We start from the raw sequence: 22,463 nt of genomic DNA, 5'->3' as shown, positions 1-22,463 counted from the left end.
GATAGCGGCGAGATCAAACCGCCGATATTCGACAGCCGACATTTTTCGATGGCGCATGACCCCAGCCTGCGTTGGGATCCGCACTGCCCACCGGAACGAAGTACGACGAAAGGGTGACGTGGCAGCGACAAAGGCAAGCCCGGCAATCGATCAGCCGGTGAAGCGCACCGCTACCAAGACCCCGGCCAAGAAGGCCCCGGCGGCGAAGACCGCCAACGGTTCGGCACCAGCCAAGCGGGCCGCCACGACTCCTGCCGCGAAGGCGACCAAGGCCACGACCGCCGCCAAGGCGACCACCGCGACCAAGCCCACCAAGGCGGCGACCAAGGCCGCGCCCGCCAAACGGGCCGCCAAGGCCACCAAGAGCGACGGCGCGCCGGCGACTCGCGGCCGGGCCAAGAAGGCCACATCGCCTGAGGCGGATGCGACGAAGGTCGACGGCGAGGTCGAAGAGGTCGAGACAGACGACGACGTCGAGGTGGAGCCCGACGGTGACCTCGAAGTAGAGGACGTCGATCTGGAAGACCTCGAAGTCGACGACGAGGAGCCCGTCGCGGCCGAGGCCGAGGAAGGCGCGGCCGGCAAGCCTGCCCCCAAGGTCGCGGTGGCGGCGCCTGCGACCGACGACGAGGAGATCGCCGAGCCAAGCGAAAAGGACAAGGCGTCGGGCGACTTCGTCTGGGACGAAGAGGAATCCGAGGCTCTGCGGCAGGCCCGCAAGGACGCCGAACTGACGGCGTCTGCCGACTCGGTGCGCGCCTACCTGAAGCAGATCGGCAAGGTGGCACTGCTCAACGCCGAAGAAGAGGTTGAGCTCGCCAAGCGCATCGAGGCCGGTCTGTACGCCACCCAGCTGATGGCTGAACTCGCCGACAAGGGCGAGAAGCTGCCCGCTGCGCAGCGCCGCGACATGGCGTGGATCTGCCGTGACGGCGACCGCGCCAAAAACCATCTGCTGGAAGCGAACCTGCGTCTGGTGGTGTCGCTGGCCAAGCGTTACACAGGCCGCGGTATGGCGTTCCTGGACCTCATCCAGGAGGGCAACCTCGGTCTGATCCGCGCAGTCGAGAAGTTCGACTACACCAAGGGCTACAAGTTCTCGACGTACGCGACGTGGTGGATCCGGCAGGCGATCACCCGCGCGATGGCCGACCAGGCCCGCACCATCCGCATCCCGGTGCACATGGTCGAGGTGATCAACAAGCTCGGCCGCATTCAGCGTGAGCTGCTTCAGGACCTGGGCCGCGAGCCCACTCCCGAAGAGCTGGCCAAGGAAATGGACATCACGCCGGAGAAGGTGCTGGAGATCCAGCAGTACGCGCGTGAGCCGATCTCGCTGGACCAGACCATCGGTGACGAGGGCGATTCGCAGCTCGGCGACTTCATCGAGGACTCCGAGGCAGTCGTCGCGGTCGACGCGGTGAGCTTCACGCTGCTGCAGGATCAGCTGCAGTCGGTGCTGGAGACCCTGTCGGAACGCGAAGCGGGTGTGGTTCGGCTGCGGTTCGGCCTGACCGACGGCCAGCCGCGCACCCTCGACGAGATCGGTCAGGTCTACGGCGTCACGCGTGAGCGCATCCGCCAGATCGAGTCCAAGACGATGTCGAAGTTGCGCCACCCCAGCCGCTCTCAGGTGCTGCGCGACTACCTGGATTAGTACCCGCACGGTAGGTCAGGGTTGGGCGAAGCCGGCCGCGCTCAGCGTCTTCTGGCCGGCTTGGCCCGTGACGGCATCGATGAACTTGCGCGCCAGTCCCTGGTGTTCGGAGGATTTGAGCGCGGCGATCGGATAAATGTTCACCGCGTCAGCCGACTCGGGAAACTGGACCGCGGAGACCTTGCCCGCAGCCCCGGCCGCATCGGTGACATATACCAACCCCGCATCGGCCTGGCCCGTCGTCACCTTGTTCAGCACATCGCTGACCGACGCTTCCTCGCTCACTGGTTTGATATCCACGCCGGCGGCCTTCTCGACCCGCTGGGCCGCCGAACCGCACGGCACCTGCGGCGCGCACACCACCACGGCGAGCCCGGGCTTCGTCAGATCCTGAAATGACCTGATCCGCTTCGGGTTTCTCGGTGCGACGGCGATCGTCAGTGTGTTGGATGCGAAGTTGACCGGTTCGCCGTCCAGCAGTCCCGCCTGGGCCGCCTTGTCCATGTTCAGGGTGTCGGCGGACGCGAAGACGTCAGCCTGTGCGCCCTGTGTCAGCTGGGTGACCAGATCCGAGGAGCCCGCGAACGAGAACTCCACCGTCGTCCCCGGATTGTCGGTGTTGAACTGCTCACCGATCTCGGTGAACGCCGACTTCAGTGAGGCCGCCGCGAACACCATGATTGTCTGACCGTCCACCGGCTCGTCGCCAGATCCGCACGCCGACAACACCAACGCCAACGTCGCCGCCGATGCAAAAACCTTGGAGTGCTTCATCATTGGCCCCCGGGCGTCTCCACGATCACGGTGGTCGCCTTCACAACCGCAACGGCCACGCTGCCCGGCTCGAGCTGCAGTTCCCGTACGGCGTCCGTGCTCATCAACGAGACGACGGTGAACGGCCCGCACTGCATCTCGACCTGGGCCATGACGGTGTCCGTGACGACCTTTGTCACCAGTCCGGCGAAGCGGTTGCGCGCCGAACTCGCGACGCTGAGCGGGTCCTTGGGCGCCACACTCGCGTTGGCCCTGGCGAACGCGGCCAGCGCGGCCCCGTCGATCGCCTTGCGGCCCGACGCATCGAGGTGAGCGGTTAGGGCGCCGTCATCGATCCAGCGGCGCACGGTGTCGTCGCTGACCCCCAAGAGTTCGGCTGCTTCACGGACGCGAATTTCCGGCACGGCCGAAGCGTACCTAACCTATTCGACCAGATAACCGTACCCACGGAGCAAATCGAGAATATCCATCCGCGTATGCGGCAAAGAATGAAGCGCCGCTATCGACCGGTAGTCTTTCCCTCCGTGTCTGAGAAGCCCGCAAAAGTCCCGCCCGCCCGCGTCGTCCGCATCATCGAGTCCGCCCGTACCGCGCTGCAGAAGGTCAACCGCGCGATGGTGCCCGGCTACATCGCGTTGCTCGAGACGGCGCAGGGCGCCTGGGTGTCCCAGGCCCTCTACGTGGCCGCCAAGCTCGGCATCGCCGACGAACTCGCCAACGGCCCCAAGACGGCCGACGAGGTAGCCGCCAAAGTGGGCGGACACCCGGACTCGGTGTTCCGGTTGATGCGCATGCTCGCCGGCCGGGATGTGTTCCGCCAACTCTCCGATGGCCGGTTCGAGTTGGCCGCGATGGGCGAAGCGTTGCGCGCCGATGCACCCAATTCCCTGCGGTCGATGGTTCTGTTCATCGGATCCCCGGAGCACTGGGCTGAATGGGGCGAGCTGCTGCATTCGGTACAGACGGGTCGCCCCTCACCCGAAAAGCTCTACGGCAAGTCATATTTCGAGCATCTCGACGAGGCGCCCGAGCAGGCCGCGATCTTCAACGACGCGATGTCGGCGATGGCGAGGTTGGCCAACGAAACCGTGATCCCGGTGTATGACTTCTCCGGCTTCAAGCTCATCGTCGATATCGGCGGTGGTCACGGCAACCTGCTCAGCGCCATTCTGCGCTCGGCCCCGACCGCCCGCGGCGTACTGTTCGACCTCCCGTCGGTCGTCGCCGGCGCGGGGCCGGTGCTCGAGGCCGCCGGCGTCGCGAATCGTTGCGCCGTCGAGGGGGGTTCATTCATGGACTCGGTTCCCGACGGCGCCGATGCCTACGTCATGAAGTCGATCATCCATGACTGGGACGACGACATCTCCGAGAAGATCCTGCGCAACGTCCGCACCGCGATCGCGCCGAACGGCCGACTGCTGCTGCTCGAACTCGTGCTGCCGGAGCGTGCGACCTCGAACTGGGGGGCCGTGCTCGACTTGGAGATGCTCGTCTCCCCCGGCGGCCGGGAGCGCACCCGCGCAGAGTTCGCCAATCTGTTGGCGCGATGCGGGTTTCGACTCACCCGCGTCGTCGACACCGCGACGCCGATGATGTCGATCGTGGAGGCCGCTCCGGCCTGATCGCCGTTAGCGCTTCTTCTCCCGCACCTTGTACGTCGAGGGCCACGACTCCCGCGTCTCGTCGCCGACGAGCGGCACGCCCTTGCTGCCGATCCTGATGTCGAACGCTTCCTTGCCCGCACCTACCTCACGGTTGGCGTGCTCGGTGGCAAGGTAGATCAACTGGTCGATCTCCGCCTCGGCGAACGCGACGAACGTGGTGTTGCGCACGATCTCCTCGTCGGGCGGAGCCATCCGCTCGGGAAGCAGCCGTGACGCCAGCGCCGCCAGGCCCAGGAGCGAGAACGGAACGACCCAGTAGCAGACGAAGGACAGCGGCGTCTTGGTGTCCAGGATGGTCGCCTCGCCGTACACGATCGGCGGGATGGCCGACGACACTGTCATCCCCGCGAACGCGGCCACCCAGATCCACGTCAGCACCGCCGTGATGCGTTTGAAGACGTCGGTCTCGATGATCTCTTTCGGCTGGCCGACCTCTGCGAATTCACGGACGAACGGCCTGCGCGCGAGGATGCTGCCGAGCGCCACCAGGAAGATGCCCGCGTTGCTCAGCGGCTGCATCCACTGCTGCATGAATTGCTCGCTCACCGTGAAGGTCAGCACCGTCAGCACTAAAAACGTTGCAATGGCGCCTATCTCGAGCGTGCGGCCCGCCGTTCCCTTCACCCGGCCGATCACGAACGACAACACGGCAATCGCGAACGCGACCAATACCGCGGTATGGAAGGGGACGTTGCCGACCAGGACCCAATAGACGATCCACGGCGCGAAGCCGAGAAGAATACCCACGGTGGGTCAGTTTAGGTTGTCAGTCAATGGCCCAACTGTAAACCCGTTGCCTGAGCCACAGGGCCGACTACTTTGTGTCTGATGACGCGCCGCAATGTCTCCTCCGGCTCCGAGTACGAGGCCACGGTCGGATACTCGCGGGCGGTGCGGACGGGCCCATACGTCGCCGTCGCGGGCACCACAGGCGTCGGTGACGGTGTCGGGGCGCAGGCGCGGGACGCGTTGCGGCGCATAGAGATCGCTTTGCAGGACGCCGGCGCCTCCTTGGCGGACGTGGTGCGCACCCGGATGTACGTGACGGACATCTCGCGCTGGCGCGCCGTCGGCGCAGTCCATGCCGAGGTGTTCGGCGACATCATGCCGGTGGCGACCATGGTCGAGGTGTCGGCACTGATCGCGCCCGAGCACCTCGTGGAGATCGAGGTCGACGCGTACGTGGCCGGCTAGGGCCCATTTCCGCCGTGCTCGGCCCTAGTGCTCGAGCGGCGCAAAAGCGCCGTCGGACCCCGGTTTGTACGGCGTGACACTGATCACAGCTTTGGTAGGTAGTGGACCGTACAAATGTGGGAACACCATCGCATCGGGATCGCTCGGCACACCGGGCTCCCAGCGGATCGGAGAGGACAGGCGTGCAGGGTCGACGCGGAGCAGCACGAGGTCTGAGCGGCCGGCGTAGAGCCGGTTCGCCGGCAGGTGCACCTGCTCGGGCGTGGACAGATGTACGAAACCGTGCAAGGCCAACGAGTCGGGCCGTAGCTCACCGGCGTCCTGAGCCGACCGCCACTCCTCGGCGCCGCAAATATGGACCAGCACAGCCGGCAAGCGTGGCATACCGCGGGTCTGACGCGCCGGCAACTTGGCATAACGGTGAGACACGACACACCGGTAAACCCCTAGGGAACAAGGCCGAAACCGAAAGCGTCTGAGACAGTAGAGATACGCGAGAACCGATGGAGGTGCCATGACCGCAACGCTCATTAGCCCGGAATTGACCAAGGCTGACCGCTGCGATCGCTGCGGCGCCGCGGCTCGCGTACGGGCGAAGCTCCCGTCGGGCGGCGAACTGCTGTTCTGCCAGCATCATGCGAACGAGCATGAGGCCAAGCTGGTGGAGCTTGCCGCCGTTCTCGAATCCAGCCCGCTGGAGGCATAACCGCCGACACGGCGGCCCGCCTGGTTAGGCGAGACGGGCCGTCGTCAGGAATGCTGGTCTGGACATGAACGACCAGTCCCAGCCGTTACCCCTTCCGCCATCGCGCCACCACATCAGGCACATCGTCAGGCGCACACTCTCGAAGAGTTGGGACGACTCGATTTTCTCCGAGTCGGCGCAGGCGGCGTTCTGGTGTGCGCTGTCGCTGCCGCCGCTGCTGCTGGGGATGCTGGGAAGTCTGGCGTACATCGCGCCGCTGTTCGGCCCGGAGACGCTGCCTGCCATCCAGGAGCAGCTGATCGGCACGGCGGAACGCTTCTTCTCGTCCAGCGTCGTGGACGAAATCATCGAGCCGACCGTGCGCGACATCGTCAAGGGCGCTCGCGGCGAAGTGGTGTCGATCGGCTTCGTGATCTCGCTGTGGGCGGGCTCGTCGGCCATCTCGTCGTTCGTCGACTCCGTCGTCGAGGCCCACGATCAGACACCACTGCGCCATCCGGTGCGGCAACGGTTCTTCGCGCTGGGCCTGTACGTGGTGATGCTGGTGGCGGCGATTGCGGCAGCACCGTTCGTCGCACTCGGGCCGCGCAAGATCGCTGCACAGCTGCCCCAGAGCTGGGACAACGCACTGGCCTTCGGCTACTACCCCCTGCTGTTCGTCACGCTGGTGGTGGCGGTGAACATCCTGTATCGGGTGGCTCTGCCCGAACCGCTACCGACACATCGCCTTGTCCTGGGCTCGATCCTGGCGACTGTCGTCTTCCTGGGGGCGACATTGGGGCTGCGGGTCTACCTGACGTGGATCACCAGCACCGGCTACACCTACGGCGCGCTCGCGACACCGATCGCGTTCCTGCTGTTCGCCTTCTTCCTCGGCTTCGCGATCATGCTGGGCGCCGAACTGAACGCCGCAATTCAGGAGGAATGGCCCGCGTCCCCAACGCATGCCAAACGGGTCCGGCTGTGGCTCAAGCAGAAGGCCGAGGCGCGCAACGGTCGCGGCGTGCTCGCGGGGGACGACGACGCGCCGGCGGCCGACCGGGCCCCCGACGCCGCTACTTCTTGAGCTTCTCGTAGATCTTCTTGCACTCGGGGCAGACGGGCGACCCCGGCTTGGCGGCTTTGGTCACCGGGAACACTTCGCCGCACAGCGCCACGACGTGCGTACCCATCACAGCGCTCTCTGCGATCTTGTCTTTCTTGACGTAATGAAAGAACTTGGGGGCGTCGCCGTCGGTGCCGTCGTCGACGCGTTCGTCGGTGTCGGTGCGCTCGATCGTCTGGGTCTGCATGCCAACCATTTTGCCTGTAAGAATTCCGACACGTATACGAGACGCCGAGTGTGGAACAGTGGAGGTATGAAACACGGCCCAGAGCTGAGTTTCGATGACGACGGCCGACCGATCCTGATCACCCAGGCCGCACCCTCATACGAAGTCCAGCACCGCGAGCGGGTACGCAAGTATCTGGCGCTGATGTTCTGGCGCATTCCCGCACTCATCGCCGCCGCGGTGGCGTACGGCATTTGGGAGAACGGGCTCATCTCCCTGGCGATCCTGGTGGCGTCGATCCCCCTGCCGTGGATCGCGGTACTCATCGCCAACGATCGGCCGCCGCGTCGCGCCGAAGAACCGCGTCGCTACGAGTCCGCACGCCGAATTCCGTTGTTCCCCACAGCGGAGCGACCGTCGCTGGAATATCGCGCGCACTCGACGCGGCAATCGGGTGAGGGCGATTCGCAACGCGATTTCGCGGACTGAGGATTTTCTATCGCATTTCTCAGCACATTCTCAGGTCAAGATCGAATAACCGCAGATCAGAAGGTGTGAAGCAACCGATCCTTGGGAACTCCTACGGGCAGATGGGCGTTATAGCTCATGACAGTTCGACCCGATCAGGAGGCCGTGATGGCAAATGCCACCCTTACCCGCATCGAGGGCGATCTGGACGCCCAAAGTCCAGCCGCCGACCTCGTACGCGTCTACTTGAACGGCATTGGCAAAACGGCCTTGCTCAATGCCGCCGATGAGGTTGAGCTCGCAAAGCGCATTGAGGCAGGTCTTTACGCGCAGCATTTGCTCGCGACGCGTAAGCGCCTGGGCGAGAGCCGCAAACGTGATCTTGGCGCCGTCGTCCGGGACGGCGAAGCCGCCCGTCGCCACCTTCTGGAAGCCAACCTGCGTCTGGTGGTGTCGCTGGCCAAGCGCTACACCGGTCGCGGGATGCCGCTGCTCGACCTGATCCAGGAGGGCAACCTCGGCCTGATCCGCGCGATGGAAAAGTTCGACTACGCCAAGGGGTTCAAGTTCTCGACCTATGCGACGTGGTGGATCCGTCAGGCGATCACCCGCGGCATGGCCGACCAGAGCCGCACGATCCGGCTTCCGGTCCACCTCGTCGAGCAGGTCAACAAGCTCGCCCGGATCAAGCGCGAAATGCACCAGAATCTGGGGCGCGAGGCGACCGATGAGGAACTCGCCGAAGAGTCGGGCATCCCGGTCGAGAAGATCACCGATCTGCTCGAGCACAGCCGCGATCCGGTGAGCCTGGACATGCCGGTCGGTAGCGACGAGGAAGCGCCGCTGGGCGACTTCATCGAGGACGCCGAGGCGATGTCGGCCGAGAACGCAGTGATCTCCGAATTGCTGCACACCGATATCCGCCATGTGCTGGCCACGCTCGACGAACGTGAGCAACAGGTCATCCGTTTGCGTTTCGGCCTGGACGACGGACAGCCGCGCACCCTGGACCAGATCGGCAAGCTATTCGGTCTGTCCCGCGAGCGCGTCCGCCAGATCGAGCGCGAGGTGATGGCCAAGCTCCGCAACGGCGAACGTGCCGATCGGTTGCGGTCTTACGCCAGCTGAGAGCGTTTTCGCTGAATGCCCGCCGGTCCGCCGGCGGGCATTCTTAGTTGTACGTGTCGGGGTGCGTAGCGGCGCAGTTCATGCCCCTTGGCCGGTAGACTCGCCCGTGACGGAGGGTTGTGAAATGAACGATCTGGTCGATACCACCGAGATGTACCTGCGGACCATCTACGACCTCGAGGAAGAGGGCGTGGTGCCGCTGCGTGCGCGTATCGCCGAGCGACTCGACCAGAGCGGTCCAACCGTCAGCCAGACCGTATCCAGGATGGAACGCGACGGGCTGCTTCACGTCGCGGGCGACCGACATCTCCAGCTCACCGACAAGGGCCGCGGACTGGCCGTGGCGGTGATGCGCAAGCACCGGCTCGCCGAGCGACTCCTGGTCGACGTGATCGGGCTGCCCTGGGAGGAAGTGCACGCCGAGGCCTGTCGGTGGGAGCACGTGATGAGCGAGGACGTCGAGCGCCGCCTGGTGCGGGTGCTCGACAACCCCACCACCTCCCCGTTCGGCAATCCGATTCCCGGCCTTGCCGAGCTAGGACTGGCCTCGAGCGAGTCGGGCGCCGACCAGATCAACCTGGTTCGGCTCACCGAGCTGCCCGCCGGAATGCCCGTAGCTGTCGTCGTGCGACAGCTGACCGAGCACGTGCAGGGCGACGTCGAGCTGATCGGACGGCTCAAGGACGCCGGCGTGGTGCCCAATGCGCGCGTCACGGTCGAGGTCAACGACCACGGTGGCGTCATGATCGTGATCCCCGGCCACGAGCAGGTCGAACTGCCTCACCACATGGCGCACGCCGTGAAGGTCGAGAAGGTCTAACCCGCGCGGCGCCCGAACGCGCGCTTGGCCGGCAATCGAACTCCCAGCCGATCTGCCAACCGGTATCCGGTCGTGGCCAGGTCACGAATCTGCTCCGGTCGCATCCCCGATTGCAGGGCGGTGTCGAGCATGCCCGCCATCCGATGGGTCTCGTCGCACCGTAGCGCCGCATCCAGCGACACTCCGGCCAGCGGCCCGTCGCCGCGGGCGTATGCCGAGAATGCCAGCAGCACAAGCGCTTCCACCCGCCATGGCTCGGGAAGCGTGCGGGACAGCTGCGCCCACAGCGCTTCGGCCTCTCCGGCGGCCTCGCCGACCGCCAGCGCGTAGAGCGTGTCGCGCACCAGCGGGTCGGTCAGCGCACAAGCCAGCCGTGCGGCCGCGTCATCGGACAGCGGCTGACCGTCGGCGACGTCGACCGCTGCGGCGATGGCCATTTCGACGTCGCGCCGCACATCGGCGTCCGACCGGTCGGCATCGCAGCTACCGATCGAAGCCTCGAGCGCGGCGCTGCGGGCCGGATCCGTCACCGCGATGACCCCCTGAAGTTCCGCGCGCCGCGAATAGAGCCTGCGGCCATCCAGTACCGCGGCCACGGCCAACGGCGATGCGGACGGGTCTTCGACGGTTCCGGCATTCCCGCAGCCGTCGGCGCAGTGCCAGTGTCCGCCGGCGGCGACGCGGTCAACGATGTGAGCCGCGAGCAATTCGATGCCGTGCTCGGCAAGTGTCGCCGACAGAGCGGCGGCCAGGTGGCGGTAGTCGTCGTTGCACATCCGGCAGCTCGCGCCGTCGTCATCGACGATGACCGCGATCGCCGCGTCGGGTCGCGCACTCGCGGCCACCTCGGCGATGTGGTCCACGGATGCAGCCACCTCATCGGAAAGATCAACGCGCATGACGCATCCCATCTCCCCGTGATCGACAGTCACCAAGACGAGAGACTTCTCGGGCACGAAGCCCAGGACTGCGGGCAGGGCGGCGATCAGTACGCCGGGGCGGTTGAGGCTGAAGTCGGGCGAATGCGGTGTCATGCTCCCACCGTGGTTCCCGGCGCCGACTCCCCCAGCCGTCACAACGTCGCACGGCCCGTCCATGTGGATAAAAATGCGATTGGGGATGACACGGGCGCTATCCGTCGCGGCGCAGCTTCACCACCGCATCCCGGAACAGGGCGTCCAGCGACGAGGTGTCTGCCTGGTCCACCGCTGGGTCCTGTAGCCAGCTGGCGCTGACCCGAGCGTCGCCGACTTGGGCCGTGAAAGTCATCACCGTCCGCTCTGATTCCGCAGTCGTCACGGTCTGCTCGACGGCGTATACGTCGTCCGCGTCGACCGGCGGGGCGGGCAGCACCGTCACGACCACTGTCGATGCCTGCTCGCCCGCGCCCACGTCGAACGACGGGCATGCACGCAGTTGCTCCAGCCGACTGCTCAAGGGCGGGACCGGTCGCATCACGACGACGATCAGCCTGCTCGCGGTCGCGCTGTCGACCCCTTCGACACCAACGGCCTCGCTGTGCCACATCACCGGCGGCGTGCAGGTGGGCGGGGTGACGACCTCGCCCCTCGGAACACCGTCGATGTCCTGCAACGCGCGGTCCAGCGCGCCGTCGTCGAGTTTCGCCGCCGTGTACTGCGGGGGGAAACGGTTGGGTTCGATGAGCAGCTGCGCAACCGGGACCGAGGCCTTTTCTTCTACGGCGGCTACCGGCTGCGAGGCCCCGACGACGACACGGCTGCATGCAGCGAGCGCCGACGCGGCCATCAGCAGCGCGCAGCCGCGCAGGCACCGCGACAGCCTGTCACCCATCGGCGCCATCGTCTCACCGCTGCGCCCGCCGACCGGTCAGGCGCGCGTATAGATCCGGGTTGGGTAGCGGCCGATTAATTTCACGTGGTGTTGACGCCCGTCGGCGTGCAAGATCCGTGCAACCGGCGTAGACCTTGTTGCCATGGGTTCCATGCTCGAATACGACCTCGTCGTCATCGGTTCTGGCCCGGGTGGCCAGAAGGCCGCGATAGCCGCGGCAAAGCTCGGCAAGACGGTCGCCATCATCGAACGCGGACGGATGCTTGGCGGGGTGTGCGTGACCACCGGGACGATCCCGTCGAAAACGCTACGGGAAGCCGTGCTCTACCTCACCGGCATGAACCAGCGCGAGCTCTACGGAGCCAGCTACCGGGTCAAGGAGAAGATCACCCCCGCCGACCTACTCGCCCGCACGTCTCACGTGATCGGTAAGGAGCAGGACGTCGTCCGTTCGCAGTTGATGCGCAACCGCATCGATCTCGTCCAGGGGCATGGCCGGTTCGTCGACGCGCACACCGTGCTGGTCGAGGAGCCCACCCGGGGCGAGCGCACAACCGTCAGCGGGGATCACGTCGTGATCGCCACCGGTACCAAGCCGGCGCGCCCGGCCGGCGTCGAGTTCGACGAAGACCGCGTCCTGGACTCCGACGGCATCCTCGACCTGAAGTCACTTCCCGCCACGATGGTGGTGGTGGGCGCCGGCGTGATCGGCATCGAGTACGCCTCCATGTTCGCCGCGCTCGGCACCAAGGTCACCGTGGTGGAGAAGCGCGACAACATGCTCGACTTCTGCGACCCGGAGATCATCGAGGCACTGAAGTTCCACCTGCGCGACCTCGCGGTGACGTTCCGGTTCGGAGAGGAGGTGACCGCCGTCGACGTCGGCGCCGCGGGCACGGTCACCACCCTGGCCAGCGGCAAGCAGATTCCGGCCGAGACGGTGATGTATTCCGCGGGCAGGCAGGGCCAGACCGAACACCTCGATCTGGCCAACGCCGGCCTGCAGACCGATGGGCGAGGGCGCATCACCGTCGATAGCAACTTCCAGACCCGCGTCGACCACATCTATGCCGTCGGGGACGTGATCGGATTTCCCGCATTGGCGGCCACTTCGATGGAGCAGGGCCGACTGGCCGCCTATCACGCATTCGGTGAACCGGCCAAGGGCATGACCGACCTTCAGCCGATCGGCATCTACTCCATCCCGGAGGTGTCGTATGTGGGTGCCACCGAGGTGGAACTGACCAAGAAGTGCCTGCCGTATGAGGTCGGCGTCTCGCGCTATCGGGAGCTGGCGCGTGGACAGATCGCCGGCGATTCCTACGGAATGCTGAAACTGCTGGTTTCGACGGACGACCTGAAGCTGCTCGGCGTCCACATCTTCGGCACCAGCGCGACCGAGATGGTCCACATCGGCCAAGCCGTGATGGGCTGCGGCGGAACCATCGAATACCTCGTCGACGCGGTCTTCAACTACCCCACGTTCTCGGAGGCCTACAAGGTCGCGGCACTGGACGTGATGAACAAACTGCGTGCTCTGAATCAATTTCGCCATTAGCGATTCTCGCGTCGACCACCGCCATTTGGCCGGGGTCGTACGTTTGGGGAACGCAACATGGGCCACACTGGTTGTCACGTTGGGAAAGGCGATCATCGCTTTTCACACCGTCGAGGAGGCGTGGAGATGGCGGACGAAGCTGATCAACCCGAGCAGCGTTACCAACCGGACCAGACCGGCATGTACGAGCTGGAGTTTCCAGCCCCGCAGCTGACGTCGCCCGATGGCCGCGGTCCGGTGTTGATCCATGCGCTCGAGGGCTTTTCCGACGCCGGCCATGCCATCAAGCTGGCCGCCCAGCACCTCAGGAATACCCTCGACACCGAGTTGGTGGCCTCCTTCGCGATCGACGAACTGCTGGATTACCGATCGCGCCGCCCTCTGATGACCTTCAAGACCGACCACTTCACCCACTACGAGGAACCCGAGCTCAGCCTCTACGCGATGCATGACAGTGTCGGCACGCCGTTTCTGCTGCTCGCCGGCCTGGAGCCGGACCTGCGGTGGGAGCGGTTTCTGACGGCCGTGCGGCTGCTGGCCGAGCGGCTCGGGGTGCGCCGGGTGATCGGCCTGGGGGCCATCCCGATGGCCGTCCCCCACACCCGTCCCATCACGCTGACGGCACACTCCAACGACAAGGAGCTGATCGCCGAACACCAGCCGTGGGTCGGTGAGGTGCAGGTGCCGGGCAGTGTGTCGAACCTCTTGGAGTTCCGGATGTCCCAGCACGGGTACGAGGTCGTCGGCTTCACCGTGCACGTGCCGCACTACCTCGCCCAGACCGACTACCCCGCCGCCGCGGAGGTGCTGCTGGCCGAGGTGGCCAAGACCGGCGGGCTCCAGATCCCCTTACAGGCGCTGGACGCCGCTGGCGCCGAGGTACTGCAGAAGATCAACGAGCAGGTCGAGGGCAGCACCGAGGTGGCCCAGGTGGTGACCGCACTGGAGCGTCAGTACGACGCTTTCGCCGCGGCCCAGGAGAACCGCTCGCTGCTCGCCCACGACGAGGATCTGCCCAGCGGCGAGGAACTCGGCGCGGAGTTCGAGCGATTCCTCCGGCAGCAGGACAGAGGTAAAGACGGCGACGCCAAATAGCGCCCGTCCGGAAGGGCAGCTAAGTTGTCGAAATGGCCGCGCGACCGACCAACCTGCGCCCGGTTCGGGAACTCACACCCGAGTTGGAGTTCCGCACCATCCACGGGTACCGGCGCGCGTATCGAGTGGCGGGCTCCGGACCAGCGATCCTGCTGATTCACGGCATCGGCGACAACTCCACCACCTGGAGCACGGTGCAGTCGAAGTTGGCCCAGCGATTCACCGTGATCGCGCCAGATCTGCTGGGCCACGGCAAGTCCGATAAGCCCCGCGCCGACTACTCGGTGGCCGCGTACGCCAACGGGATGCGGGACCTGCTGAGCGTGCTGGACATCGATCGGGTCACCGTCGTCGGTCACTCCCTGGGTGGCGGTGTGGCGATGCAGTTCGCCTACCAGTTCCCCCAGCTCGTCGAGCGGCTGATCCTCGTGGGAGCCGGCGGCGTGACCAAGGACGTCAATATCGCGCTGCGGGTCGCCTCACTGCCCATGGGCAGCGAGGCGTTGGCGTTTCTGCGTCTACCGCTGGTGTTGCCGGCGGTGCACGTCGTCGGGCGCGTGGCCGGAGCGATGTTCGGATCGACCGGGCTCGGCCGTGACATTCCCGACGTGCTTCGGATCCTCGCAGATCTGCCGGAGCCGACGGCCTCGTCGGCCTTCGCGCGCACGCTGCGCGCAGTTGTGGACTGGCGCGGCCAAGTGGTCACCATGCTCGACCGATGTTACTTGACTAAATCCGTTCCGGTGCAATTGATTTGGGGAAGTGCCGACTCGGTGATACCGGTCAGCCATGCCCGTCTGGCACATGCGGCGATGCCCGGCTCACGGCTGGAGATATTCGACGGTTCCGGGCACTTCCCGTTCCACGACGATCCCGACCGGTTCGTCGAGGTTCTCGAGCAGTTCATTCTTTCCACCGAACCCGCGGTCTACGACCAGGATTATCTGCGCGGATTGCTGCGCACCGGCATCGAAGAGGGTGCGATCTCCGGCTCGGTCGACACCCGGGTCGCCGTGCTCGACGCAATGGACCACGACGAGCGCAGCGCCACCTGAAGCCTCGACGCCACCTCGGTAGCATCGGTCCATGGCCATCGACGTAACGGTGCTGCGGGTCTTCACCGACCCCGACGGCAATTTCGGAAATCCGCTGGGCGTTGTCGACAACAGCACCGTCGAGCCCACCGACCGTCAACGGATCGCCACCCAATTGGGTTACAGCGAAACCATTTTCATCGATCTACCGCAAGGCGGCTCCAGTACGGCGCACGCGCGGATCTTCACCCCTGCCGTCGAATTGCCCTTCGCGGGTCACCCGACCGTGGGTGCCTCGTGGTGGCTGCGCGATCAGGGTTTCGCGATCAAGACGTTGCAGGTGCCCGCGGGCATCGTGCAGGTCAGCTACGACGGCGATCTCACGGCCGTGAGTGCGCGTGCGGAGTGGGCTCCGGACTTCGCGATCTATGACCTGGCGTCCGTCGACGAACTGATGGCGGCGGATCCGTCCGACTACACCGATGCGGCCGAGCACTATCTGTGGACCTGGCTCGACAAATCCGCCGGAATGATCCGGTCCCGGATGTTCGCGGCCGATCTCGGCGTCCCGGAGGACGAGGCCACCGGCGCCGCCGCGGTCCGTATCACCGACTACCTCAGCCAGGACCTGGAGATCGTGCAGGGCAAGGGGTCGAGAATCTCCACCGAGTGGAGCCCCGAGGGCTGGGTGCGGGTCGCGGGACGCGTCGTCAACGACGGCACGAAACAGATCGACTGAGGCGCCAGGTCAGCTCTGGGCCGGCTGCGGAGACTCGCGATGCTCACGCAGCTCCTTGATCTCGCGCTCGAAGTCCTCCGCCGACGTGAATCCGCGGTAAACCGAGGCGAATCGTAGGTAGGCGACCTCGTCGAGGTCACGGAGCGGACCGAGGATGGCCAGGCCCACCTCATTGCTGGGGACCTCGGCCGAGCCGGTGGCGCGCACCGCGTCCTCGACCTGCTGAGCAAGCAGGTTCAGCGCGTCGTCGTCTACCGCCCGGCCCTGACAGGCGCGGCGCACGCCCTTGACGACCTTCTCCCGGCTGAACGGCTCGGTGACACCGCTGCGCTTGACCACGGCGAGCACCGCCGTCTCGACAGTCGTGAAGCGACGACCGCATTCCGGGCATGATCTGCGGCGGCGAATGGCCTGGCCTTCGTCGGTTTCCCGGGAATCGACCACTCTGGAGTCGGGATGGCGACAGAACGGACAGTGCATCACCGCTCCTTCGCTACACCACCAAACGACCAACTCGAACTCCTCTGAGCGTACCTGCGCGGGAGTTCGCGAGCTCAGGTTCGTGTTGATTGGAACATATCCCGTCGTGGTGCTACCGAATGCCGTTGTGCGGCTGATGTTTTCACCGCCCATGGCACACCGTCAGCTGATCGGTGCGATCAGAGTCTGGCCGGCATGAATCGCCACAGTGTCGAGATGGTTGAGTTCGCGGATCCGGTCGACAACGCTTCCCACCGGCGCGTCGGGCGCCACTCGGCCCGCCACCTGCTGCAGCGTTTCGCCCGTCTGCACCTGAACCACCGCGAGCCGGTCGGGCACCGGGGCCGATTCGCCGACGACACCGCCGAACTGTGCCACCAGCCCGAGCCACACCGTGATGCCTGCGGCGACCATCGCCAACAGGACCGTCGTGACCGGGGTGATGGGCCGGCGCCGGCGCGGAGCGCGCGATACGAGGACACCGGAGCTGCGGTATCGCATCGGGGCGCCGCCGGGCCGCCGTGACGGTGGCCGCCGCCGTGCACCCGCGGGCCGGATACCCGGCCTGACCACAGGTGTTGCCTGGATTTCCCGCGTCTCGAGAATCGTCATCTTCCTGCCTTCCGGTCCAAGGTCGTTCGCTCTTGTGTTCGAACATACTCGCTCAGGTGTTCGATTAATAGAACATGTGATCGAACTGTTGCCAAACGATAGCGGCGCCCACTGACACGTTCGGCCGGCCGGATCTGGCACTCGCAGCCATCCGACACGCCTCGAACACATGTTTGATTAATCGGCTGTCACGGGCTACATTCGCGCCATGGACTCCAGCAGCGATACCCCGGGTGGCACAGACGGCACCGGCGGGCGAGGTGGGCTCGACACGGGTCTGACCGAGCGTCAACGCACCATTCTCGACGTGATCCGCGCCTCGGTGACCAGTCGCGGCTATCCCCCGAGCATCAGGGAGATCGGCGACGCGGTCGGACTGACGTCGACGTCGTCGGTGGCGCATCAACTCCGCACGTTGGAGCGCAAGGGCTATCTACGCCGCGACCCCAACCGTCCGCGCGCCGTGGACGTCCGAGGCGCCGACAATGCGCCACCGGTCGTCGCCACGGACGTCGCGGGCTCCGACGCCCTGCCGGAACCGACCTTCGTACCGGTGCTGGGCCGCATCGCCGCAGGCGGCCCGATCCTGGCCGAAGAGGCCGTCGAGGATGTCTTCCCGCTTCCGAAGGAATTGGTCGGCGAGGGCTCGCTGTTCCTGCTGAAGGTGGTCGGCGACTCCATGGTCGACGCGGCGATCTGTGACGGCGACTGGGTGGTCGTGCGTCAACAGAACGTTGCGGACAACGGCGATATCGTCGCCGCGATGATCGACGGTGAGGCGACGGTGAAGACGTTCAAGCGCACGCGCGGTCAGGTGTGGCTGATGCCGCACAACCCGGCGTTCGATCCGATTCCCGGCAACGACGCCGTCGTGCTGGGCAAGGTCGTGACGGTGATCCGCAAGATCTAGCGGGCCTCGCCGTCGGTGACGAAGCCGTTCACGCGCGCGAGTTCCTCACTGGCAAACCAGATTTCGGCACTGGCATCGTCGTACGCAGGACTGCCGGGCGCCCAATACACACCAGTCTTGGTATTCGCCTTGACGGGGTAGCCCTCCGGCGCCTCGTTCGGGTCGTCGAGTGGCACCAGGAAGGCGACGCGCTGCGTTGGCGGCTCGTCGTCGACATCGATGCGAGCATGGCGTCCGGTATCGATGAGGGGGTCGCGCTTGACCGCGGCGGCCGCCGCCGCGGCGGCAAGCGCCGCTTCGGCGGTCTGAATACGAGTCGGTGCCGTATCGACGGTGTCCGGGTCGTCGTCGTCATCGTCGGGCTCGTCATCGCGGGCCGGCGGCTCGTCGTTGTCGTTGGCGTCCGCGACGTCGTGCGAGGTCTCCTCAACGCTCGATGCCGACGAGGGCGCACCCCAAAGGTCTTCCTCCTCGTGCACGACCTCCGGTGGCATGTCCTCGCCCCGGCGCGGCAGTGTGCCCAATCCCCCGCCTGCGTAGCGATCGCCGAACATCGCCGCGGCGTACTCGTCGTCGGTAGTCACCCGATCCGAAGCGGCCGCGGTGCTGTACGCGGCATCGGCGTCGCCGCTGAATCGGACGTCTTGCATCGCAAGAGATTCGTCGGACGCAAAGGGATCGGCCTTGTTGCGGCGTCGCAGCGCGATCGCGAGCACGACGGCTCCGATCACTGCCACCAACGGTACGAGCGCCAGCAGCCACCACACGTTCGGTTTCAACCACTTGTTGGTGTCGTTGGAATCTGACGCCTGGGGGCTGCCCGGCGCCTCGGCCGCCGGCTGCTGGCCCGGCACCTCGAGGCCGGCCAATTCGGCGGCCAGATTGGCCGGTTCGGTGCTGAAGGTGTTTTTCGCTCGGTCCCACGAGATGACGCCACCGGTGAAGCGCTGCGTGACGACGTCGCCGGCCTCCGTCTGGTCGGCCATCGGCGCACCCAGCTCGCCCTTGGCCCCGCCGAGCCGGTCCCAGGCTGCCGCCATCGCACCCCGCACGATCACCGCACCGTGATCAGGCGTCCAGAAGATGACCGGCTTGTCCTCGGCCGCGAAGCTGGACATGCGGCTGGCAGTGGGCAGGCCGCCGTCGACCTCGCTGGTGAGCGGGAACCCGAGATCGCCTTCGGGCCCGCCGACGCTCTCGTACTTGGCCAGCACCTGTCCGGTCACGACATTCGCACCGGTGGCAGGTGTGTAGAAGATCGCGCCACCGGCGAAGTTCTGCCTCAGTCCGTCCTTGCCGACCGGGAAGGGCGCTCCGTCGGCGGCGCCCAGCGGCCCGAGCGGTCCTCCGGCGGCGCGCCGGGCAGCATTGATTGCCGCAGTCGGATCCTCGGGAAACTGCAGATCGCCCAACTGAGCGGCAAGTTCCGGCGGCACGGTGGTGAAGGTCTTCTTGCGAACGTCATACGACAACTCGCCACCGGTGAACTTCTGCGAGACGACGGCACCCCTGTAGACCTCGTCCTCCGCTGGTACGCCGAGTGTGCCCGACGAACCCCCGAGCTTGTCCCACGCGCTGTTGAGCGGCCCACGGACCACGCGTGCCCCGGTTGCAGGTGTGAAGAAGATGACCGGCTTGTCCGTCGCGCTGAACGTGACGTTTCGGCTGTCCGGCGCCCGTCCGGGCCCCTCATCGATGGTGGGGAAACCGAGATCGCTGTCAGCTGGCCCGCCGAGCGACTCGTACTTCTCCAGGATGGCACCCTGGACGAAGTGTGCGCCGGTCGCAGGCGTGAAGAACATCTTGCCGCCAGCGAAGTTTTGACCGAAACCGGGGCCGGCCGGGTAGACGTCGCCGTTTCTGGGTCCCAGCGTGCCCCCGTCACCGCCGCTGGCCTCCCACGCCGCAGTGATCGCTGCGTTCGCGTCGGCGTCCGGTTGCGCCGCCGTGATCGGTGCCAACAAGACAGCCATCGACGCGAGCCGAGTGCGCACCATGCGGCGCCGACTCTTCTGCCCGCTCATTGACCCTCCCACAGTCGGCGCAAATTCCATGAAACGTATCGCGCCCGTCAACTGTCCGTCAGAAGACGTTAATAACCAAGGAACACACGCAAACTCTGAAAGAGAAAATACCCCGGCGATGTGCAAAATCCTCGGATCTTGCGCAGCGAAGCGCCGAATCGAATTGCCCGGCGACCCGATACACGAAACTTCACATCGGAATGAAATCGGGGATTATGCACACCCGACGTCGACGGTCACCATGCGCAGCCATTGCTCTTGACTCCCCGGCTCGTGAGTTCTGTTGCCGCGGCAGCTATACCGCGATCAATCAACGTCAGACGCAATGTGACCTCAGCCACCGTGGCGCGGAATGGGTTTAGCGAATAGCCCAACCGGGGAATTTATGGGCCACCTGACCCTCAGCAAGGAGGACAACGAATGTCGGACAAGAACAGCGGACCCGAAGAAGCCATCAAGGGCGTCGTCGAGGGCGTGAAGGGCAAGGTCAAGGAGGTCGCAGGCGCGGTCGCCGGACGTGACGACCTGTACCGCGAAGGCCAGGCTCAGCAGGACAAGGCCGAGGCCCAGCGCAACGCCGCACAAAAGGAAGCCGAAGCCGAGAGTGCACGGGCGGCAGCCAAGACCGCCGAGAAGAAGCAAGAAGCCGAGCAGAACTAGCGCTCAATCGAAAGGGTCCCCGAATCCCATTGGTTCGGGGGCCCTTTCGGCTATCACGCGATCATCTCGGCAACAACGACCGCGGGCGCGTCGAGCGTCAAAATGTGGCCGGCACTGGGGACAAGAAGCGCGTACGCATTCGGAATCAGCGTCTCGGCACGCGCGAGCGCGGCATGCGGTCCGTCGCGTGGATGACTTCCCGGTCGCCGAGTAGAACGGTCGTCGGTGCGCCGATTCCGCGCAACTCGTCATCGGTCAGCGCGGTCGGCGCCACGAAATCCAATGGACATCGCCATGCGCGGACCGGGACTGGCCAATTACGCATGACGGCGTCGTACTCATCGAACAGCTGCGCCCGTGCCTGCTGGCTGCGAAACGGATCAAGCTTCGCCATGTGCGAAAGCGTAGCGATGCCGCGGCCTAGAACGTTGAGTACTCGGTCAAGCTGGCAGCCAACGGAACCGGCACGCGCGCCTTGATCCTCGTGCCCTCGGCGGTGTGCTCGGTCGCATCGACCCGGCCGTCGGCATGCACCTTGTTGACCAGATCGCCGCGGTCATAGGGAATCGTCACATCCACCACGGCGTCCGTCGGAGCGATGAGTTCGGCCATCCGCTGCTGAAGTCGCCCCAAACCGTCACCCGTGTGCGCGGAGACGAACACCGCATCCGGGAGAGCCCGCCGAAGCTGCGCCAGCGCGAGGTCGTCGGCTGCGTCGATCTTGTTGACCACCACCAACTCTGGTATCGGTTTGCTGTCATGGTCGGCGATCACCTCGTTGACCACCTGGCGCACCGCGTTGATCTGTGCCAGCGGGTTGACGTCGGAACCGTCGACGACATGCACGAGCAGGTCGGCGTCGACGACCTCCTCCAGAGTGGACCGAAACGCCTCGACCAACTGGGTCGGCAGGTGCCGGACGAACCCCACCGTGTCGGTCATGACGAAAGGCCTGCCGTCGGCGAATTCCCCACGGCGCGTTGTCGGTTCGAGGGTGGCGAACAACGCGTTCTCCACGAGGACACCGGCGCCGGTCAGTGCGTTGAGAAGACTCGACTTGCCCGCGTTGGTGTAGCCGACGATCGCGATCGACGCCACGTCGCTGGCCAACCGGCGGCTGCGCTGGGTGTCGCGGATCTTCTTCATGTCCTTGATTTCTCGGCGCAGCTTGGACATTCGCTCACGGATGCGCCTGCGGTCCGTCTCGATCTTCGTCTCGCCGGGTCCGCGGGTACCCACACCGCCACCGGCGCCCCCGGCCCGGCCACCGGCCTGCCGAGACATCGACTCACCCCAGCCGCGCAGCCTGGGCAGCATGTACTCCATCTGCGCGTACGCCACCTGCGCTTTGCCTTCGCGGCTCGTGGCGTGCTGGGCGAAGATGTCGAGGATCAGCGCGGTCCGGTCGATCACCTTGACCTTGACGGCCTTCTCCAGCGCGTTGAGCTGAGCGGGGCTCAGCTCTCCGTCGCAGATCACCGTGTCGGCCCCGGTCGCAAGCACCACGTCACGCAGTTCTGCCGCCTTGCCCGAGCCGATGTACGTCGACGGGTCCGGCTTGTCGCGACGCTGCACGAGACCTTCGAGCACCTGCGAGCCGGCGGTCTCGGCGAGCGCGGCCAGTTCGGCCATGCTGGCTTCGACGTCCGCGGCACTGCCCTCGGTCCACACGCCGACCAGCACGACGCGTTCCAGCCGAAGCTGGCGATACTCGACCTCGGATACGTCGGAGAGTTCGGTCGACAAACCCGCCACGCGGCGCAGCGCCGCGCGGTCTTCGAGGGCGAGCTCACCCGCGCTGGGTGTCTCGTTGACTGGGAATTTGGGATACGTCATAAGCGATTACAGACTGACACG

General features: G+C 65.8%; 26 protein-coding genes. 14 read left to right on the top strand and 12 right to left on the bottom strand.

Annotated features, from left to right (window positions below):
* Positions 1 to 118: 118 nt before the first annotated feature.
* Positions 119 to 1,657, top strand: coding sequence for an RNA polymerase sigma factor (locus tag G6N42_RS04555; protein ID WP_163726667.1), 1,539 nt, complete (start codon positions 119 to 121; stop codon positions 1,655 to 1,657).
* Between the two features lie 15 nt (positions 1,658 to 1,672).
* Here the strand turns inward: G6N42_RS04555 and modA are convergent, their stop codons facing one another.
* On the bottom strand, positions 1,673 to 2,431 hold the full coding sequence (modA, locus tag G6N42_RS04550) for a molybdate ABC transporter substrate-binding protein (protein WP_163726665.1): 759 nt from the start codon (positions 2,429 to 2,431) through the stop codon (positions 1,673 to 1,675).
* Positions 2,431 to 2,835 carry a TOBE domain-containing protein gene (locus tag G6N42_RS04545; protein ID WP_163726663.1) on the bottom strand — a complete coding sequence of 135 codons (405 nt, stop codon included), beginning with the start codon at positions 2,833 to 2,835 and terminating at the stop codon, positions 2,431 to 2,433. Before G6N42_RS04545 ends, modA begins: the two co-directional genes overlap by 1 nt.
* Before the next feature lie 84 nt (positions 2,836 to 2,919).
* On the opposite strand from G6N42_RS04545, the gene G6N42_RS04540 reads away from it, so the two are divergent.
* Positions 2,920 to 4,053 (top strand): methyltransferase, encoded by a 1,134-nt coding sequence (locus G6N42_RS04540; RefSeq protein ID WP_163736973.1) that lies wholly within the window; start codon positions 2,920 to 2,922, stop codon positions 4,051 to 4,053.
* A 6-nt stretch (positions 4,054 to 4,059) separates the two neighbouring features.
* On the opposite strand, the gene G6N42_RS04535 is transcribed toward G6N42_RS04540, so the two are convergent.
* The gene (locus tag G6N42_RS04535) at positions 4,060 to 4,842 is read right to left on the bottom strand and encodes a hypothetical protein (protein ID WP_163726661.1); all 783 of its coding nucleotides are present in this window, start codon (positions 4,840 to 4,842) and stop codon (positions 4,060 to 4,062) included.
* A gap of 81 nt (positions 4,843 to 4,923) precedes the next feature.
* Between G6N42_RS04535 and G6N42_RS04530 the strand changes: the two genes are divergently transcribed.
* Complete coding sequence (locus tag G6N42_RS04530; protein ID WP_163726659.1) at positions 4,924 to 5,289, top strand: RidA family protein; 366 nt, start codon at positions 4,924 to 4,926, stop codon at positions 5,287 to 5,289.
* 24 nt (positions 5,290 to 5,313) lie between these two features.
* On the opposite strand, the gene G6N42_RS04525 is transcribed toward G6N42_RS04530, so the two are convergent.
* Positions 5,314 to 5,673, bottom strand: a complete 360-nt coding sequence (locus G6N42_RS04525; protein WP_163726657.1) for a DUF952 domain-containing protein — start codon at positions 5,671 to 5,673, stop codon at positions 5,314 to 5,316.
* Positions 5,674 to 5,803: 130 nt separating this feature from the next.
* Here G6N42_RS04525 and G6N42_RS04520 point away from each other — a divergent pair, with 130 nt between their 5' ends.
* The gene (locus G6N42_RS04520) at positions 5,804 to 5,995 is read left to right on the top strand and encodes a DUF7455 domain-containing protein (protein ID WP_083123673.1); all 192 of its coding nucleotides are present in this window, start codon (positions 5,804 to 5,806) and stop codon (positions 5,993 to 5,995) included.
* Positions 5,996 to 6,059: 64 nt separating this feature from the next.
* Positions 6,060 to 7,061 (top strand): YihY/virulence factor BrkB family protein, encoded by a 1,002-nt coding sequence (locus tag G6N42_RS04515; RefSeq protein ID WP_232076072.1) that lies wholly within the window; start codon positions 6,060 to 6,062, stop codon positions 7,059 to 7,061.
* On the opposite strand, the gene G6N42_RS04510 is transcribed toward G6N42_RS04515, so the two are convergent.
* A complete protein-coding gene (locus tag G6N42_RS04510) occupies positions 7,051 to 7,287 on the bottom strand; it encodes a DUF3039 domain-containing protein (RefSeq protein WP_197905520.1) in 237 nt (78 codons plus the stop codon). The two genes, G6N42_RS04515 and G6N42_RS04510, sit on opposite strands and share 11 nt — an antisense overlap.
* Positions 7,288 to 7,353: 66 nt before the next feature.
* On the opposite strand from G6N42_RS04510, the gene G6N42_RS04505 reads away from it, so the two are divergent.
* The 3 genes from G6N42_RS04505 (at position 7,354) to G6N42_RS04495 (ending at position 9,682) form a co-directional block, all read left to right on the top strand.
* Positions 7,354 to 7,755 carry a DUF3099 domain-containing protein gene (locus tag G6N42_RS04505; RefSeq protein WP_174262011.1) on the top strand — a complete coding sequence of 134 codons (402 nt, stop codon included), beginning with the start codon at positions 7,354 to 7,356 and terminating at the stop codon, positions 7,753 to 7,755.
* Between the two features lie 147 nt (positions 7,756 to 7,902).
* Positions 7,903 to 8,862, top strand: coding sequence for a sigma-70 family RNA polymerase sigma factor (locus G6N42_RS04500; RefSeq protein ID WP_163685927.1), 960 nt, complete (start codon positions 7,903 to 7,905; stop codon positions 8,860 to 8,862).
* Between the two features lie 124 nt (positions 8,863 to 8,986).
* Positions 8,987 to 9,682 carry an iron-dependent transcriptional repressor DtxR gene (locus tag G6N42_RS04495; protein ID WP_163726649.1) on the top strand — a complete coding sequence of 232 codons (696 nt, stop codon included), beginning with the start codon at positions 8,987 to 8,989 and terminating at the stop codon, positions 9,680 to 9,682.
* Here G6N42_RS04495 and G6N42_RS04490 read toward each other — a convergent pair.
* Together G6N42_RS04490 and G6N42_RS04485 are read right to left on the bottom strand one after the other, a co-directional pair.
* Positions 9,679 to 10,716, bottom strand: a complete 1,038-nt coding sequence (locus G6N42_RS04490; RefSeq protein WP_163726646.1) for a DUF4192 domain-containing protein — start codon at positions 10,714 to 10,716, stop codon at positions 9,679 to 9,681. The two genes, G6N42_RS04495 and G6N42_RS04490, sit on opposite strands and share 4 nt — an antisense overlap.
* A gap of 97 nt (positions 10,717 to 10,813) precedes the next feature.
* Positions 10,814 to 11,494 (bottom strand): DUF5642 family protein, encoded by a 681-nt coding sequence (locus G6N42_RS04485; protein WP_232076071.1) that lies wholly within the window; start codon positions 11,492 to 11,494, stop codon positions 10,814 to 10,816.
* Positions 11,495 to 11,645: 151 nt separating this feature from the next.
* On the opposite strand from G6N42_RS04485, the gene sthA reads away from it, so the two are divergent.
* From sthA to G6N42_RS04465, 4 genes are all read left to right on the top strand, one after another.
* The gene (gene sthA / locus G6N42_RS04480) at positions 11,646 to 13,052 is read left to right on the top strand and encodes a Si-specific NAD(P)(+) transhydrogenase (RefSeq protein ID WP_163736966.1); all 1,407 of its coding nucleotides are present in this window, start codon (positions 11,646 to 11,648) and stop codon (positions 13,050 to 13,052) included.
* Positions 13,053 to 13,178: 126 nt separating this feature from the next.
* The gene (locus G6N42_RS04475; RefSeq protein WP_163726643.1) at positions 13,179 to 14,147 is read left to right on the top strand and encodes a proteasome assembly chaperone family protein; all 969 of its coding nucleotides are present in this window, start codon (positions 13,179 to 13,181) and stop codon (positions 14,145 to 14,147) included.
* Positions 14,148 to 14,179: 32 nt separating this feature from the next.
* Positions 14,180 to 15,202, top strand: a complete 1,023-nt coding sequence (locus G6N42_RS04470) for an alpha/beta fold hydrolase (protein ID WP_163726640.1) — start codon at positions 14,180 to 14,182, stop codon at positions 15,200 to 15,202.
* Between the two features lie 31 nt (positions 15,203 to 15,233).
* Positions 15,234 to 15,920: a PhzF family phenazine biosynthesis protein gene (locus G6N42_RS04465; RefSeq protein WP_163726637.1), complete on the top strand. Its 687-nt coding sequence runs from the start codon at positions 15,234 to 15,236 to the stop codon at positions 15,918 to 15,920.
* 9 nt (positions 15,921 to 15,929) lie between these two features.
* Here the strand turns inward: G6N42_RS04465 and nrdR are convergent, their stop codons facing one another.
* Both nrdR and G6N42_RS04455 read right to left on the bottom strand, forming a co-directional pair.
* Positions 15,930 to 16,400, bottom strand: coding sequence for a transcriptional regulator NrdR (nrdR, locus tag G6N42_RS04460; protein ID WP_083123767.1), 471 nt, complete (start codon positions 16,398 to 16,400; stop codon positions 15,930 to 15,932).
* A gap of 162 nt (positions 16,401 to 16,562) precedes the next feature.
* Entirely contained in the window at positions 16,563 to 17,012 is a 450-nt protein-coding gene (locus G6N42_RS04455; RefSeq protein WP_163726633.1) for a LysM peptidoglycan-binding domain-containing protein, read from the bottom strand.
* A gap of 208 nt (positions 17,013 to 17,220) precedes the next feature.
* On the opposite strand from G6N42_RS04455, the gene lexA reads away from it, so the two are divergent.
* Positions 17,221 to 17,922, top strand: a complete 702-nt coding sequence (gene lexA, locus G6N42_RS04450) for a transcriptional repressor LexA (RefSeq protein WP_163726630.1) — start codon at positions 17,221 to 17,223, stop codon at positions 17,920 to 17,922.
* Here the strand turns inward: lexA and G6N42_RS04445 are convergent.
* Positions 17,919 to 19,946, bottom strand: a complete 2,028-nt coding sequence (locus tag G6N42_RS04445; RefSeq protein ID WP_163726627.1) for an LGFP repeat-containing protein — start codon at positions 19,944 to 19,946, stop codon at positions 17,919 to 17,921. The genes lexA and G6N42_RS04445 overlap by 4 nt on opposite strands.
* 420 nt (positions 19,947 to 20,366) lie before the next feature.
* On the opposite strand from G6N42_RS04445, the gene mbp1 reads away from it, so the two are divergent.
* Positions 20,367 to 20,606, top strand: coding sequence for a microaggregate-binding protein 1 (gene mbp1 / locus G6N42_RS04440; protein WP_163726624.1), 240 nt, complete (start codon positions 20,367 to 20,369; stop codon positions 20,604 to 20,606).
* Between the two features lie 145 nt (positions 20,607 to 20,751).
* Here mbp1 and G6N42_RS04435 read toward each other — a convergent pair whose 3' ends face one another.
* Complete coding sequence (locus tag G6N42_RS04435; protein WP_163726621.1) at positions 20,752 to 21,000, bottom strand: hypothetical protein; 249 nt, start codon at positions 20,998 to 21,000, stop codon at positions 20,752 to 20,754.
* Positions 21,001 to 21,026: 26 nt separating this feature from the next.
* Positions 21,027 to 22,442: a GTPase HflX gene (gene hflX, locus G6N42_RS04430; RefSeq protein WP_163726618.1), complete on the bottom strand. Its 1,416-nt coding sequence runs from the start codon at positions 22,440 to 22,442 to the stop codon at positions 21,027 to 21,029.
* Positions 22,443 to 22,463 lie beyond the last annotated feature (21 nt).

This window comes from Mycobacterium gallinarum, from assembly GCF_010726765.1.
GTDB classification, from domain to species: Bacteria; Actinomycetota; Actinomycetes; order Mycobacteriales; family Mycobacteriaceae; genus Mycobacterium; species Mycobacterium gallinarum.
The sequence above is the reverse complement of the archived record's forward strand: the minus strand, read 5'-3'. Positions and strand labels throughout refer to the sequence as shown.